The sequence below is a fragment of the Variovorax sp. PDC80 genome (assembly GCF_900115375.1).
Lineage (GTDB): Bacteria > Pseudomonadota > Gammaproteobacteria > Burkholderiales > Burkholderiaceae_C > Variovorax.
Map to the genome: position 1 here is coordinate 21,758 of NZ_FOWG01000023.1, position 15,307 is coordinate 37,064.

General features: G+C 72.3%; 14 protein-coding genes and 1 other RNA gene. 6 read left to right on the top strand and 9 right to left on the bottom strand.

All coding sequences use genetic code 11. The features are described 5' to 3' along the window. Window positions 1-57 precede the first annotated feature (57 nt). The 8 genes from BM109_RS39190 to BM109_RS39225 all read right to left on the bottom strand — a co-directional run bounded on the left by BM109_RS39190 (window position 58) and on the right by BM109_RS39225 (window position 7,944). Window positions 58-1,278 (bottom strand): multidrug effflux MFS transporter, encoded by a 1,221-nt coding sequence (locus tag BM109_RS39190; protein WP_093355543.1) that lies wholly within the window; start codon window positions 1,276-1,278, stop codon window positions 58-60. Beyond that, window positions 1,275-2,762, bottom strand: a complete 1,488-nt coding sequence (locus tag BM109_RS39195; protein WP_256223090.1) for an efflux transporter outer membrane subunit — start codon at window positions 2,760-2,762, stop codon at window positions 1,275-1,277. Before BM109_RS39195 ends, BM109_RS39190 begins: the two co-directional genes overlap by 4 nt. Next, window positions 2,762-3,733 (bottom strand): efflux RND transporter periplasmic adaptor subunit, encoded by a 972-nt coding sequence (locus tag BM109_RS39200; RefSeq protein ID WP_256223091.1) that lies wholly within the window; start codon window positions 3,731-3,733, stop codon window positions 2,762-2,764. The genes BM109_RS39195 and BM109_RS39200 overlap by 1 nt, the downstream gene beginning before the upstream one ends. Window positions 3,734-3,740: 7 nt before the next feature. Further along, on the bottom strand, window positions 3,741-3,947 hold the full coding sequence (locus BM109_RS39205; protein WP_057593930.1) for a DUF1656 domain-containing protein: 207 nt from the start codon (window positions 3,945-3,947) through the stop codon (window positions 3,741-3,743). Continuing rightward, complete coding sequence (locus BM109_RS39210) at window positions 3,944-6,118, bottom strand: FUSC family protein (protein ID WP_093355548.1); 2,175 nt, start codon at window positions 6,116-6,118, stop codon at window positions 3,944-3,946. Before BM109_RS39210 ends, BM109_RS39205 begins: the two co-directional genes overlap by 4 nt. Further along, window positions 6,119-6,622 (bottom strand): MarR family winged helix-turn-helix transcriptional regulator, encoded by a 504-nt coding sequence (locus tag BM109_RS39215; RefSeq protein WP_371269545.1) that lies wholly within the window; start codon window positions 6,620-6,622, stop codon window positions 6,119-6,121. Window positions 6,623-6,755: 133 nt separating this feature from the next. Beyond that, window positions 6,756-7,113, bottom strand: an RNA gene (rnpB, locus tag BM109_RS39220) — RNase P RNA component class A. 33 nt (window positions 7,114-7,146) lie between these two features. Then, window positions 7,147-7,944 carry an AraC family transcriptional regulator gene (locus BM109_RS39225; RefSeq protein WP_093355551.1) on the bottom strand — a complete coding sequence of 266 codons (798 nt, stop codon included), beginning with the start codon at window positions 7,942-7,944 and terminating at the stop codon, window positions 7,147-7,149. A gap of 118 nt (window positions 7,945-8,062) precedes the next feature. Here BM109_RS39225 and BM109_RS39230 point away from each other — a divergent pair, with 118 nt between their 5' ends. Beyond that, window positions 8,063-8,959 carry a DMT family transporter gene (locus tag BM109_RS39230; protein ID WP_093355554.1) on the top strand — a complete coding sequence of 299 codons (897 nt, stop codon included), beginning with the start codon at window positions 8,063-8,065 and terminating at the stop codon, window positions 8,957-8,959. Window positions 8,960-8,965: 6 nt separating this feature from the next. Here BM109_RS39230 and BM109_RS39235 read toward each other — a convergent pair whose 3' ends face one another. Then, the gene (locus BM109_RS39235) at window positions 8,966-9,907 is read right to left on the bottom strand and encodes an AraC family transcriptional regulator (protein WP_093355558.1); all 942 of its coding nucleotides are present in this window, start codon (window positions 9,905-9,907) and stop codon (window positions 8,966-8,968) included. A 99-nt stretch (window positions 9,908-10,006) separates the two neighbouring features. Here BM109_RS39235 and tehA point away from each other — a divergent pair, with 99 nt between their 5' ends. From tehA to BM109_RS39260, 5 genes are all read left to right on the top strand, one after another. After that, window positions 10,007-11,005 carry a dicarboxylate transporter/tellurite-resistance protein TehA gene (gene tehA / locus BM109_RS39240; protein ID WP_093355560.1) on the top strand — a complete coding sequence of 333 codons (999 nt, stop codon included), beginning with the start codon at window positions 10,007-10,009 and terminating at the stop codon, window positions 11,003-11,005. A gap of 362 nt (window positions 11,006-11,367) precedes the next feature. Next, window positions 11,368-12,288 (top strand): cysteine synthase A, encoded by a 921-nt coding sequence (cysK, locus tag BM109_RS39245; protein WP_093355563.1) that lies wholly within the window; start codon window positions 11,368-11,370, stop codon window positions 12,286-12,288. A gap of 95 nt (window positions 12,289-12,383) precedes the next feature. Next, entirely contained in the window at window positions 12,384-14,042 is a 1,659-nt protein-coding gene (locus BM109_RS39250) for an NAD(P)/FAD-dependent oxidoreductase (protein ID WP_093355566.1), read from the top strand. A 7-nt stretch (window positions 14,043-14,049) separates the two neighbouring features. Next, window positions 14,050-14,619 (top strand): VUT family protein, encoded by a 570-nt coding sequence (locus BM109_RS39255; protein WP_218159456.1) that lies wholly within the window; start codon window positions 14,050-14,052, stop codon window positions 14,617-14,619. Between the two features lie 23 nt (window positions 14,620-14,642). Further along, window positions 14,643-15,269 carry a flavin reductase family protein gene (locus BM109_RS39260; protein WP_093355569.1) on the top strand — a complete coding sequence of 209 codons (627 nt, stop codon included), beginning with the start codon at window positions 14,643-14,645 and terminating at the stop codon, window positions 15,267-15,269. The last annotated feature ends 38 nt before the right edge of the window (window positions 15,270-15,307 follow it).

Sequence of the window (15,307 nt, forward strand, 5' to 3'; positions counted from 1 at the left end):
GCTTGGCCTGTCCTGAGGCTCACGAAGGGCGAAGCCTTGCGCGAGGCTTCGACAGGCTCAGCCCGAACGGGTGGGAGTGGCCTTGCGCTGCGACCGCAGCGCCACCGCGAACGACAGCTGCGCCACGATCCCCGCCACCGCGAGCACCAGCGCCGAGGCCAGCGCGGGATTGCGGTGCCCCATGCCCGCGAGCGCGGTGCACAGGGCGCCCACCGCCATCTGCGTGAAGCCGTAGAGGCCCGAGGCCGAGCCGATGATCTGCGGATCGACGCTGATCGCCTGCGTGAGCGCGGCCGGCGAGGCCATGCCGGCACCGACGGTGAACAGGAACATGGCGGCGACGATCAGCGGCACCGACAGGTGGTCCGTGAGCGCGGCGCCCAGCAGCACGAAGGCCGCGGCCACGCTGAGCGCGTTGGAACGGATCATGAGCCGGTCGACGCGCACGCGCGCGATCAGGTGGCTGGTGAGGAAGCTGCCGAGCCACACGCCCGAGACCAGGATCGCGAGGTAGAGGCCGGCCTCGTGCGCGGGCCGGTGCAGCTGGTCGACGAAGATGAACGGCGCCGAGGCGATGAAGGCGTACATCGAGGTGGTGGCGCAGCCGCCGCCGACGGAGAAGCCGAGGAAGGCCGGCGAGCGCAGCAGCCGCGCGTAGTTGCGCGCGAGCGCGGGCGCGCTGACGGGCGCGCCGGGCCGGCCGGTCTCGGGCAGCAGGCGCCAAGTGAACAGCAGGCCGACGATGCCGAGCGCGAACAGGCCGTAGAAGATCGAGCGCCAGCCCAGGGCGGTGGCGAGCGCGCCGCCGACCAGCGGCGCGATGCTCGGGCCCACGGTCACCATCAGGTTCATCAGCGCGAGGCGGCGTGTCGCCTCCTGCGGCTCGGCGGTGTCGCGCACGATGCTGCGCCCGAGCACCAGGCCCGCGCAGCCGCCCATGGCCTGGAACAGCCGCGCGGCGATCAGCGCATGCACGTCGGGCGCGAGCGCGGCCGCCAGCCCCGCGACCGTGTAGAGGCCGAGGCCCGCGAGCATCACCGGCCGGCGGCCGAAGCGGTCGGCCAGCGGGCCGTACACCAGTTGCCCGACGGCCAGGCCGAAGATGTAGAGGCTCACCGTCATCTGCATCTCGCCGATGCCGGCACCGAGGCCGCGCGCGGCGATCGGCAGCGCGGGCACGAAGATGTGCATGGCCAGGGTGCCGCTGAAGGTGACGAGCGCGAGCAGCCACAGCGGCGCGTGCGCGGCGCGTGGCGCGGGAATGGCGTTCGTGTTCACTGCTTGCGCGCCTCGCTGCCGCTGGCCGCGAGGCGGTCACCGTCGTCGGTCTCCCAGCCGCCGCCGAGCGCCATGAACAGCACGATCTGGTCGTCCGACAGCTGCGCCTCGCTGGCCGCCAGCGCGGCATCGCTCGCGGCCAGCGCGCGCTCGGCATCGAGCGTGTCGAGGTAGGCGGTGCGGCCGTTGCGATAGAGCTGGCGCGCCTGCGCGGCGACGGTGGCGCTCTCGTCGCGCGCGGCCTGCAGCGCGGCGCGGCGGTCGAGTTCGCGCGCGTAGTTGCCGAGCGCCGACTCGGTCTCGCGCAGCGCGGTGAGCACGGTGCCGTCGAACTTCGCGAGCGCCGCGCGCGTGCCGGCCTCGGCCTGCGCGATGCGGGCCTGCGCGATGCCGGTGTTGGGCACGGTCCACGAGATCAGCGGGCCGAGGCTCCAGCCGAACGTGCCCTTGCGGCCGAAGTCCTCGGCCGGGCCGGCCGACGAGGCCGACAGGCCCAGCGTGATCTTCGGATAGAGGTCGGCCGTGGCGACGCCGATGCGCGCGGTGGCCTGGGCCAGGCTGCGCTCGGCCTGGCGGATGTCGGGCCGGCGGCGCAGCAGCGCGGCACCGTCGCCCACCGGCACGGTGCCGGCCACGCGCGGCGGCACGGCGCAGTCGGCGAGCTCGCGCGGGAAGTCCTGCGGCAGCTCGCCCGTGAGCGTGGCGAGGCGGTAGAGCGCGTTCTGGCGCTCGGCCAGCAGCGGCGGCAGCGCGGCCGTGAGCTGCTGCAGCTGCGCGCGGGCGCGGCCGGTGTCGAGCGCGCCGGCGCGGCCGGCCTCGTGCAGCTTCTCGGTGACGTCGACCGCCTCCTGCTGCAGCCGCACCGACTTCTGCGCGATCGTCAGCCGCAGACCGGTGGAACAGGCCTCGGCATAGGCGCGCGCGGTGCCGGCCGCGACGTTCACGCGCACCAGGTCGAGCGCGGCCGCGGCCGACGCGGTGCCGGCCTCGGCGGCCTCGGCGGCGCGGCGGATCTGGCCGAACAGGTCGACCTGGTAGGACAGCGACAGGCCGCTGCTGTAGTTGAAGCGGTCCGGCGGCTCGTAGTCCTTCTGCAGCAGCTGCAGGCCCGAGACATGGCCGAACGAGGGCCCGCCGTTCACGCCGATGACGGGACGCTTGCCGCCGGCCACCTCGGCCTCGATGGCGCGCTCGCGTTCGAGGTTGGCGATGGCCTGGCGCAGGTCGGTGTTGTGCGCGAGCGCCTGCTCGACCAGCCGGTCGAGCCGCGGGTCGCGGTACAGCCGCCACCAGTGCGGCGGCAGCGGCACGGCCTGCAGGCCGGCGGCGGGATCGGCTTCGGCGAAGGGCCGGCCGGCCGCGGGCTGGCTCGCGATGGCCTCGTCGGGCCGGCGGTAGTCGGGGCCGACGCTGCCGCAGGCCGCGAGCGCCGCGGCGGCGGCCAGCGCGGCGATGCGCAGCATGGTGCGGGATGCAGTGGTCATCATCCTTCCTTCCTGGCGCCGGTCCTGGCCTCGGCATCGGCGGCGGTCTTCTCGCGCTGCGCCTGGGCCTGCTCGAGCACCTGCACCGTCACCGTCTGCCCCGCCACCAGCCGTGCGCCCGCGGGCAGCGGATCGAGCTTCACGCGCACCGGGATGCGCTGCGCGAGCCGCACCCAGTTGAAGGTGGGGTTCACGCTCGGCAGCAGGTTGGCGCTGGTCGAGCGGTCACGGTCGGCGATGCCGGCGGCCACGCTCTCGACCGTGCCGCCGAGCACCGCGCCGCCGCCCATCGGCATGACGTGCACGCGGTCGCCGAGGTGGATGCGCGGCAGCTTGGTTTCCTCGAAGTAGCCCTCGACGTAGAAGGAGCGCGCATCGACCAGCGCGAGCACCGGCCGGCCCGCGGCCGCATAGCTGCCCTGGCGCAGGTCGAGGTTGGTGACCAGGCCGTCGGCCGGCGCGCGCACCTCGGCGCGCTGCAGGTTCAGCCGCGCCGAATCGAGCGCGACCTCGGCCTGCGCGACGGCGGCGCGCGCCTGCTCGACGCGCGCGCGGGTCTGTTCGCGCGCCTCCTGCGAGACCAGCGCCTCGAGCCCCGCGTTGCGCGTGTTCTCGCGCTGGGCCTGCGCGCTCATGGCGCGCTGCGCGGCGAGCGCGGCCTGGGCCTGGCGCACGGCCAGGTCGTAGCGCGCGCGGTCGACCTCGAACAGCAGGGTGCCGGCGGCCACCGATTGGTTGTCCTGCACCGGCACGGCCGTGACCAGGCCCGAGACGTCGGGCGCGATCTGGACCACGTTGGCGCGCACGCGGCCGTCGCGCGTCCAGGGCGCGAGCTCGTAGTGGTCCCAGAGGCGGAAACCGGCCCAGACGGCGGCGGCCACCACGGCGGCGGTGACGAGGATGCGCAGCGCGCCGGCGGGCCAGGTGCGGGCGCCGGCCTTGTTGTTGTCGTTGGAAGTGTTGGCGGTCATGGTGTGGTCATTGCAGGGAGGTCGTGGCGCGGCTCAGCGCATAGAGCAGCAGCAGGTAGAGCGCCATGTCGAACAGGGCCGGGTGCCAGACCCAGCGATAGAGGCCGGTGGCGGCCAGCAGCCGGCGCACGCCCCACAGGGCGAGCAGCGCGGCACCGGCCAGCAGCATCAGCCAGGGCACGTAGAGGCCGTAGAAACTCGCTTCGCCGATCATCGGGACACTCCTTGCGCGGCAACAGGAACAGGAACTGGAACGACGGAAGCCGCGCGCATCGGCGGCGCCTCCGGAAAGAGATTGCGGCGCAGCCCCACCAGCGCGGTGACGGCCGAGCGCGCGTCGGCACTCGACGTGCTCGCAGCGCCGAGCATCGAGGCCAACGCCTCGTCGATGCGCGCCAGCAGGCTCGCGGGCCGCGCGGCCACGCGGCCACCGGCGCGCTGGCGGAAGAAGCGCGCGATGTCGCCGAGCAGCGCGCTCGCCGAGGCCAGCGGCAGTTGCGCGCGCACGCGCTGCAGCGCATCGATGTCGGCGCCCATGCGCAGGTCGCGCAGCGCGTCGTCGGCGGCCACGCCCTCGATGCGGCCGCCGGCCTGCGCGATGCGCGGTGCCAGCAGGCCGATGCGGTCGAGCATGCGCACCGCGTAGGCGTCGCCGGGCACGCCGCGACGCTGGGCCGACGGCGACAGGCTCACGGGCGTGGCCGCGGCCGCGCCGGCCATCTCGCCGAGCTCGCGCCAGGTGGCGCGCTGGATGCGGCGCGCGCTCCAGTCGGCGCCCACCGAGCGCACCAGCCGCGTGACGAAGGCCGCGGCCACCACGCCGAAGACCTGGCCCAGCATGCTGTTGATGAAGCTCACGATGTCGGCGGTGGCGGTGTCGTGCATCGCCAGCGTGCCCGAGACGCCGAACAGCAGCGCCATCGCGGCCATGAAGTAGGCCGGCCGCGCCATGTACAGGCCCAGCAGCAGGAACACCGGCGCGCAGACCGCGACCAGCATGCCGAAGTCGTGCACCAGCGGCAGCAGCACCAGCACGTAGAGCGCGGAGATCGGGATCGACCACAGCGTCCACTTGAGGAAGCCCTGGATCGCGGGCACCGGGTCGTCCATGGTGGCGAAGAAGCAGCAGAAGACCGCGGCCATCATGGTGGCGGCCGAGCCCATCGACCAGCCGGTGAGGATCCAGAACGCGCCGCACAGGCAGATGGCGAGCACGGCCGCGAGCGCCGACAGCAGCGCCATGCCGCGGTCGAGGTGCAGCACGCGGTTGCCGAGCGCGGCGACGCGGCGCGGCGGCATCGCGCCCTTCAGGCCGTCGTCGATGTCGGCGCGCAGTCGCGCGCAGGCGCGCCAGCCTTCGACCAGTTCTTCGAGCCGGCCCGCGAGCGCGATGCGCAGCGCGCGGCCCCAGGCGGAGACGGAGGCGTCGGGCCGCGTGGCGGCGAGCGCGGCGAGGGTCGCGCGCAGGGCCTGCAGCCGCGCGTCGTCCGAAGTGCCGGCGCCCTCCTCGCGCAGCCACTGCCCGGTCTGCGCGAGCAGCGCGGCCACGTCGGGCGCGATGGCGCCCTCGGCCTGCTCGAGCGCGAGCAGCCGGTCTTCGACCGCCGACAGCGCGGGCGTGAGCGCGGCCACGCGGTCCTGCATGGCGCGGATCGCGCCGGCGGTCCAGCGCAGGTGCGTGGTGTCGAAGGGCACGTGGGTCGACAGGATGCGCAGCTGCGTGATGTCGCCCGCGAGGCGGCGCCGGTCGTCGGCCAGGCGCCTGGGGTCGGCATCGGCGCGGCGCGCGGGCGTGCCCGTGGCGCTCGCGGGCGGCTGCAGCAGGTCGCCGAGCCACTTGCGCGCGTCCTGCAGGGTGCGGTCGAGCAGGCCCAGCACGGTGGGGCCCATGCCGGCCGGCAGCACCAGGCTGTGCAGCAGCGTGGCGCAGAAGATGCCCAGGCCGATCTCCTCGACGCGCGCGACGGCGGTGTCGAACAGCGCCTCGGGCGCCTGCACCGAGGGGAAGCCGATCAGCGCGGCGGTGTAGCCCGCGAGCATGAAGACGTAGGAGCGCGGCGTGCGGTCGAACAGCGAGATGCACAGGCACAGGCCGACCCACAGCGCGAGCACCAGCGTCAGCAGCTCGGGCGCGTTCGACAGCGCGGGCACCAGCAGCACGGTGGCGGTGCTGCCGATCAGCGTGCCGCAGAAGCGATAGACCGCCTTCGAGCGCACCGCGCCGGCCAGCGGATGGGCGACGACATAGGTGGTCATCAGGGCCCAGAACGGACGCGGCAGGCCGGCGCGGCTGGCGAGGTACATCGCGAGCATCGCGGCGGCGAAGCTCTTGGTGGAGAAGACGATCTCGGCGCGGCTGAAGCGCGGCAGGCTCAAGGCAGGCATCTAGCGTCGCCCCTCGGCCGGTGCGCCGCGGCCCAGCCGTTCCTCGAGCACCGCGAACACGCGCAGGCAGGCCGCGAGGTCCTCGTCGGACACGCCCTCGAACAGCCCGGCGCGCATCAGGCTCAGCGCGGCCTCGATGGGTTCGCAGGCGGCCTCGCCCGCGGGCGTGAGATGCAGGGTCTTGGCGCGGCGGTCGGCCGGGTCCTCGCGGCGCTCGACATAGCCGGCCTCCACGAGCTGGTCGAGCGAGCGCACCAGCGACGGCCCCTCGATGCCCAGCGCCTCGGCCAGCACGCCCTGGCGCACGCCCTGCTCCATGCGGCCGATCATCACCACCGGCCAGGCCAGGGTCTGCGACAGGCCCACGTGCGCGACCGCCTTGTCGGCCGCGGCGCGGTAGCCGCGCTGCAGGGTCGAGAACTGCATGCCGAGCTTCATCAGCGCGGCTTCGCGCGCTTCCTTTTTCTTCTTCCGGCCGGCGGGCGGCGTGACCGGTTCGGCCATGGCAAGGCTCCCAATTAGTTAGCTTGCTATCGATTATACGGGTTTACCCCAGATCGTGCCGGCCATGCCGACGGGCGGGTCATGCACCACTTGGCATGACCCGACGAAGAACGTTGGGGAAGAAGAAAGAAAAGTGTGAAGCGCGCCGATAAGCCGGATTCTGTGCACCGGACATCTCTTGCGAAATGCCCGGCGTGACCGCCATTACTCTGGGCCGTCTGTCGCCAGACGGCTCGATGCCACCTACCCGCCAGCTCAGCGGAACCACCTCGATACTGGCCTACTTGGTGTTGCTGCGCGCAGAGATTGCCCGTTTCACCCGAACTGAATCGGCTCGTCTCTGTTGCTCTGATCCTCACCTCACGGTGGAGAGCCGTTAGCTCCTGCGCTGTCCTGTGCAGTCCGGACGTTCCTCCAGTGCGGTCTTTCGACGCGGTGCCCGAAGGCATCGCCCCTTGCGGGCTTGCACCAGCGGCGGTCTGGCACGCTTCACGGGGCGGATTATCGCCGCTTCGCGCATGCCCTCATCCCGCGATGCCGCAGAACTCGCGCCGGTACTGCTCGGGCGTCGTGCCCGCCTCGCGCTGGAACATCGCGATGAAGGCCGAGGCCGTGCTGTAGCCGAGGTCGAAGGCGATCTCCTGCACCGTGCGCCCGGCCTCCAGCGCATCGATGGCGCGCAGGAAGCGCAGCCGCTGGCGCCAGTCGCCGAAGGACATGCCGAGTTCGCGCTGGCACTGGCGCGCGAGCGTGCGCTCGGTCATGTGCACGCTCGCGGCCCACTCGGCCAGCGAGCGGTGGTCGCCGGGCTCGGCCTGCAGCGCCTCGAGCACGCCGACCAGCGCGGGCGAGGCCGCCGCGGGCAGGTAGCAGCGCAGCACCTCGGCGCGCGCGAGCTGGTCGACCACCACCTGCGCGAGCCGCAGGTCGGCCGACGTGACGGGCTCGTTCACGTCGCGCGCGGCGAAGTCGGCCAGCACGCTGCGGATGATCGGGCTGATGCGCACGGTGCAGGGCTGCGCGGGCAGCTCGGCGCACAGCGCGGGCACGATGTAGACGGTGCGGTAGACGACGGCATGGCGCAGCGTGCAGCTGTGCACCACCCGCGGCGGGATCCACACCGCGTACTGCGGCGGCGAGAGGAAGCGCAGGCCCTCGGCCTCCATCTGCATGGTGCCGTGCGCGGTGTAGTTGAGATGGCCCCAGCTGTGGCTGTGCGGCGCGGCCAGGGTGTCGGCGCCGAATTCGTCCCAGTTGAAATAGAACGGGCCGGCCTTGTGCTCCACGTCCTGGATCGACAGGTAGCGCGCGCGATCGGCCATGGCGGGGCGGTTCCTCGAAAGAGCGTCCGGAATTCCGGACCGGTTGTCCTGATCGAGCTATATGCCACAGGACGGACGCACCGATGATAGCCCCGCCTCCTCCTGAAAGTCCTGTCCCATGTGGCCCTATGCCTTCCCCCTGCTCGCCGTCGTCATCTGGTCGGGCAACACCGTCGTCAGCAAGATGGCGGCCGGCACCATCGCGCCGGCCGAGATCAGCTTCTACCGCTGGCTGCTCGCGGCCCTGCTGTTCACGCCGCTGGCGCTGCGCCCGGTGCTGCGCAACTGGCGCGCGATCCGCCCGCAGCTGGGCCGCATCGCGGTGCTCGGCCTGCTGGGCATGGTGGTCTACCAGAGCCTGGCCTACTACGCGGCCTACCTGACCACGGCCACGCACATGGGGATCATCGGCTCGCTCACGCCGATGATGGTGCTGGCGCTGTCGATCCTGCTGCTGGGCCAGCGGCTCACGGCCGGCGCGGTGGCGGGCTCGCTGGTGTCGATCGCGGGCGTGGCGGTGGTGGTGTCCTCGGGCGACCTCGGCACGCTGCTCAAGAGCGGCGCCAACATGGGCGACGGCCTGATGCTGCTGGCGATGCTGGCCTATGCGGTCTACGTGATCCTGCTCAAGCGCTGGGGCATGAAGGAAGTGCCCGCGCTGCAGCTGCTCTACCTGCAGATCGTGTGCGCGGTGATCGTGCTGCTGCCGCTGTACCTGCTGACGCCGCGCATGGGCCTGTCGGCCGCCAACCTGCCGCTGATCGGCTTCGCGGGCCTCGGCGCCTCGATGCTCGCGCCGCTGGTATGGATGCACACGGTGGCCCACATCGGCCCGAGCCGCGCGAGCATGTTCTTCAACCTGATCCCGCTGTTCACCGCGCTGATCGCGGCGGCGGTGATCGGCGAATCGCTCGCGGCCTATCACGCGGTCGGCGGCGTGCTGACGGTGGCCGGCGTGCTGCTGGCCGAGCTGTGGAAGGCGCCGCTGCGGCGCCCGGTGCTGGCCGGGTCCTGAGGCGGTTCAGCCGGTCGTAGTCGCGGCGGCGCGCCGGAAACGCCCCGGCGTGAGGCCCGCGTGGCGCGCGAAGGCGCGGTTGAACGCGGCTTCGGAGCGGTAGCCGACGGCCTCGCCGACCGAGGCCGTGTCCTGCCCGCCATGCGCGAGCAGCCGCGACGCGAGCTCCATGCGCAGGCTGGTCAGCAGCTCGAGCGGGCCGGTGCCCGTGCGGCGCGCGAACTCGCGCGCGAAGGTGGCGCGCGAGAGATGGCAGCGCTCGGCCAGCGAGGCCACGGTCCAGTCGTGCTGCGGCGCGTCGAGCATGGCCTTGAGCGCGCCCGCCAGCCGCGGGCTGGCCATCAGGCCCAGCACGCCCGACAGCTCGGGCCGGGTGTCGAGGCAGGCGCGCACCGCGAGCGTGAACAGCGTGCCCGAGAGCTGCGCCACGATGGCCTGCGCGCCGGCGTTCTGCTGCTCGATCTCGTGCGCCATCAGCCGCACCAGGCCTTGCAGCCAGCCGTACTCGGGCCGCTGGCCGAAGGGGATCACGAGCGGATCGGGCAGCGCCTCGAGCAGCGTGCTGCGGCGCCGGCCCGGGAACTCGAACTCGCCGCAGAGGATGTCGGTGTCGGCCTTCGCGGGGCGCGGCAGGTTGGTCTTGAGGTCGACCAGCTCGCCCTTGCGCAGGCGGATCGGGCGCATGTCCTCGTCCGGCGCGAGCCCCGCGGTGCGCAGCACGTGCGCCTGGCCGTGCGGCAGGATCACGAGGCTGCCCTCCTCCAGCGGCAGCAGCGTGTTGCTGGCCGGCAGCCACAGCTCGCAGCGCCCGCGCAGCAGGATGTGGAAAGGCGCGCGCCACGGCCCGATGGCCTCGTGCGGCGCGGCCCAGTCCTGGCCGAACAGGCAGCGCAGGTCCATGCGGCCGCGCGGGGCCAGCCAGTCGACGAGTTCGCTCAGGGCATCCATGGTTTGAGACGTTGGAGCAATTTTTTCAGCCGGATCGGCATTCAAAATCCTAGCACGCAGGCCTACAGTTCACTCACCGACTTCCACGAGGTGAACAGAATGACTTCCGATCTCGTCCCCGCCGCTCCCACCGCCGCACCCGCGGCATCGGCCCGCGGCCCCGTTCCCGTCTCCTTCTTCAGCATCGCCGTCGGCCTGCTCGCGCTGGCCGCGGCCTGGCGCGTGGCGACCCCGCTGTGGCAGCTGCCGCCCGAGGCCGCGCAGGCCCTGACCTGGGCCGGCATCGCCGTGTGGCTGGTGCTGCTGGTGCTCTACGCCGCCAAGTGGCTGCGCCATCCCGACGAGGCGCGCGCCGAGCTCGAGCACCCGGTGCAGTCGTCGTTCGCGGCGCTGGGCCCGGTGGCCAGCATGCTGGCGGCGGTCGCGCTGCTGCCCTACGCACGCCCGGTGGCGCTGGCCGTGTTCGCGCTCGCCGTCACGGCGCAGCTCGCGCTCGGCCTGCGGCTCTATGGCCGCACCTGGCAGGGCGGCCGCGCGCCGGCCTCGGTCACGCCCGCAATCTACCTGCCGGCCGTGGCGCAGAACTTCGTTGCCGGCACCGCGGCCGCGGCCTTCGGCTGGCCGCAGCTGGGCCTGCTGTTCTTCGGCGCGGGGCTGTTCTCGTGGCTCGCGCTCGAATCGCTGATCCTGCACCGCGCGGCCACGCAGGAGCCGCTGCCCGAGGCGCAGCGCCCGCTGCTGGGCATCCAGCTCGCGCCGGCCGTGGTCGGCGGCGGCACCTGGCTCGCGGTGAACGGCGGCGTGCCCGACCTGTTCGCGCAGATCCTGCTGGGCTACGGCCTCTACCAGGCCCTGTTGCTGCTGCGCCTGCTGCCGTGGATCTCGCGCCAGTCGTTCACGCCCGGCTACTGGGCCTTCAGCTTCGGCGTGGGCGCGCTGCCGACGCTCGCGATGCGGCTGGTGGCGGCCGGCGCCACGGGGCCGGTGCGCTGGCTCGCGCCGCTCTTGTTCGTGGCCGCCAACGCGATCATCGGCCTCTTCGCGGCGAAGACCCTGGCGCTGCTGGTGCGCGGCCGGCTGCTGCCTAGGGCCTGTTAACCCTATTCAAGGGGTCGCGTTGCCCCGCAAAGGGGCTGGATGCAAGGCGCCCGCGCGCAGCAAGGCTGATGCCTTGCAAGCGCGGGCAACGCCGCAGACGGCCCCTTTGCGGGGCAACCCGCAGGGAAGCTCGCCAGAGCCCGCCCCTCGGCGTTGCGCTCCTAGCGTGTGCGGACGCACACGCGTCGTCGCGCGCCTTGATGGGCGGGCTCTGGCGAGCTTCGCGACCCCTTGAATAGGGTTAACAGGCCCTAGCGTGCCGGTTGCAACACCTTCGCGCTGAAAGGTCCGCGGGCTGGTCTCACAATGCGCGCTGTCGTCGCGACAACCATTGAACCGAACGCATCCAAGGAGATCCATCCATGAAGGCCCAGAACATCCTCCAGACCATCGGCAACACGCCGCACGTGCGCATCCAGCGCCTGTTCGGCAACGCGAAGCAGCAGGTCTGGATCAAGGCCGAGCGCGCCAACCCCGGCGGCTCGATCAAGGACCGCATCGCGCTCGCGATGGTGGAGGACGCCGAGAAGAGCGGCGCGCTCAAGCCCGGCGGCACCATCGTCGAGCCCACCTCGGGCAACACCGGCATCGGCCTGGCGATGGTCGCGGCCGTCAAGGGCTACAAGCTGATCCTGGTGATGCCCGACAGCATGTCGGTGGAGCGCCGCCGGCTGATGCTGGCCTACGGCGCCACCTTCGACCTGACGCCGCGCGCGGGCGGCATGAAGGCCTCGATCGCGCGCGCCGAGGAGATCGTGGCGGGCACGCCCGGCGCCTGGATGCCGCAGCAGTTCAACAACCCGGCCAACGTCGAGGTGCACGTGCGCACCACGGCCGAGGAGATCGCGGCCGACTTCCCCGAGGGCATCGACGTGCTGATCACCGGCGTGGGCACCGGCGGCCACATCACCGGCGTGGCGCGCGTGCTCAAGAAGAAGTGGCCGCAGCTGCAGGTGTTCGCGGTCGAGCCCGTGGCCTCGCCCGTGATCTCGGGCGGCCAGCCCGCGCCGCACCCGATCCAGGGCATCGGCGCCGGCTTCGTCCCGAAGAACCTCGACACCGCGCTGCTCGACGGCGTGCTGCAGGTCGATGCCGAACCCGCGCGCGAGATGGCGCGCCGCTGCGCCACCGAGGAAGGCATGCTGGTGGGCATCTCCTCGGGCGCCACGCTGGCGGCCATCGCGCAGAAGCTGCCCTCGCTGCCCGAGAACGCGGTGGTGCTGGGCTTCAACTACGACACGGGCGAGCGCTACCTGTCGGTCGAGGGCTTCCTGCCCGCCTGATCCCCTCGCTCCCCTGCGTTGCGGCCAGCTATCCCTTTGATAGCGGCCCAACGCGTAAAATCGTCGGCCTGCTTGATAAACACAAGCCCCACGACATGCTGAGAATCTCCGAACTCAAACTTCCGCTCGACCATGCGCCCGAGGCGCTGGCCGCGCTGATCGCCCGCACCCTCGAGGTGCCGCCCGAGGCGATCGCCTCCCACACCGTCTACAAGCGCAGCTTCGATGCGCGCAAGGCCGAGCTGCTGACGGTCTACATCTGCGACGTGGCGCTCGCCGACGCGAAACGCGAGGCCGCGCTGCTCGCGCAGCACGCCGGCCATCCGCACATCCAGCCCGCCCCCGACATGCGCCACACGCTGCCGGCGGACGTGCCCGCGGGCGCGAGCCGCCCGGTGGTGATCGGCTTCGGCCCCTGCGGCATCTTCGCGGCGCTGATGCTCGCGCAGATGGGCCTGCGCCCGATCGTGCTGGAACGCGGCAAGACCGTGCGCCAGCGCACCAAGGACACCTGGGGCCTGTGGCGCAAGAGCGTGCTCAACCCCGAGTCGAACGTGCAGTTCGGCGAGGGCGGCGCCGGCACCTTCTCCGACGGCAAGCTCTACAGCCAGATCAAGGACCCGCGCTTCCTCGGCCGCAAGGTGATGGAGGAGTTCGTGAAGGCCGGCGCGCCGCCCGAGATCCTCTACGTCGCGCATCCGCACATCGGCACCTTCAAGCTGGTGAAGGTGGTGGAGAACATCCGCGAGCAGATCGTGGCGCTCGGCGGCGAGATCCGCTTCGAGCAGCGCGTGACCGACGTGCGCATCGAGGATGGCCACGACGGCAAACACCTTCGCGGCCTCACCGTGCTCGACCAGGCCACGGGCCAGAGCCACGAGCTGCGCGCCGACCACGTCGTGATGGCGCTCGGCCACAGCTCGCGCGACACCTTCGCGATGCTGCACGAGCGCGGCGTCCACATCGAGGCCAAGCCCTTCTCGATCGGCTTCCGCGTCGAGCATCCGCAGGGCCTGATCGACCGCGCGCGCTGGGGCCGCCATGCAGGCCACCCGATGCTGGGCGCGGCCGACTACAAGCTGGTGCACCACGCGAGCAACGGCCGCTCGGTCTACAGCTTCTGCATGTGCCCGGGCGGCACCGTGGTCGCGGCCACCAGCGAGCCGGGCCGCGTGGTCACCAACGGCATGAGCCAGTACTCGCGCGCCGAGCGCAACGCCAACGCGGGCATCGTGGTGGGCATCGACCCGCGCGACTACCCCGAGGGCCCGCTGGCCGGCATCGCGCTGCAGCGCGCGCTCGAGTCCAACGCCTTCGTGCTCGGCGGCGGCGACTACCGCGCGCCGGGCCAGCTGGTGGGCGACTTCATCGCCGGCAAGCCCTCCACCCAGCTCGGCGAGGTGATGCCCTCGTACAAGCCGGGCGTGACACCGACCGACCTGCACCGCGCGCTGCCCGACTTCGCGATCGAGGCGATGCGCGAGGCCTTCCCGGCCTTCGGCCGCAAGATCAAGGGCTTCGACCTCCACGACGCGGTGCTCACCGGCGTCGAGACGCGCACCTCCTCGCCGATCCGGATCACGCGCGGCGAGGACTTCCAGAGCCTCAACGTGCGCGGCCTGTACCCGGCCGGCGAGGGCGCGAGCTACGCGGGCGGCATCCTGTCGGCCGGCGTGGACGGCATCAAGGTCGCGGAAGCCGTGGCGCGCGGCCTGCGGGCCGAGGCCGAACGGCAGCGCACGGCCGCCGTCTGAGAACGCCATGACGACGACGCAAGACCGCGCTCCCCTCGCCTTCGCTCGACCGGGCACCGGCGCCTTCGCGCTCGCCATCGGCGCGATGGCGCTGGTGGTGCTCGCCTCCAACATCCTGGTGCAGTTCGCGATCAACGACTGGCTGACCTGGGGTGCCTTCACCTACCCAGTCGCCTACCTCGTGAGCGACCTCGTCAACCGGCGCTTCGGCCCCGGCATGGCGCGCCGCGTGGCCTGGATCGGCTTCGCGGTGGCGGTGGTGGTGTCGCTGCTGCTCGCGCCGGCGCGCATCGCGCTGGCCTCGGGCAGCGCCTTCATCGCCTCGCAGCTGCTCGACATCCGCGTCTTCGACCGCCTGCGCCGCGGCCTCTGGTGGCGCGCGCCGCTGGTGGCCACCGTGGTCGCGGCGGTGCTCGACAGCATCGTGTTCTGGGGCATCGCCTTCGCGGGCACCGACGGCCCCTGGCTCACCTGGGCGCTCGGCGACCTCGGCGTGAAGCTGGCGGTCGGCGTGTTCATGCTGCTGCCGTTCCGCCTGCTGATCGGCCGCCAGGCGATGCGCCCGGCCCTGCGCTGACCGAACAACCCGGGATCCATTCCATGCAGGACGACGACCGCTTCCATTTCTACGAACCCGCGCGGGGCCACGGCCTGCCGCACGATCCGTTCAACGCGATCGTCGGCCCGCGGCCCATCGGCTGGATCTCCTCGCACGATGCGCAGGGCGTGCTCAACCTCGCGCCCTACAGCTTCTTCAACGGCTTCAACTACACGCCGCCGATCGTCGGCTTCGCGAGCATCACGGCCAAGGACAGCCTGCGCAACATCCGCGAGACCGGCGAGTTCGGCTGGAACCTCGCGACGCGCCCGCTGGCCGAGCCGATGAACCAGAGCTGCGCCGCGGTGCCGCCCGAGGTCGACGAGTTCGCGCTCGCCGGGCTCACGCCCGCGCCCTCGCGCCGCATCGCGGTGCCGCGCGTGGCCGAGAGCCCGGTGTCCTTCGAATGCCGGCTGACGCAGATCGTGCAGCTGCAGGCCGCCGACGGCCGCGCCATCGAGACCTGGCTGGTGCTCGGCGAAGTGGTGGGCGTGCACATCGCGCGCCACCTGCTGCGCGAAGGCATCTACGACACCGCCGCGGCGCAGCCGATCCTGCGCGGCGGCGGCCCGGCGGACTATTTCGAGATCCGGCACGACAATCTGTTCAAGATGTTCCGGCCCCGCTGACGCGCACCGCGCGCCGCCCACCGACTTCCAACCCCTAA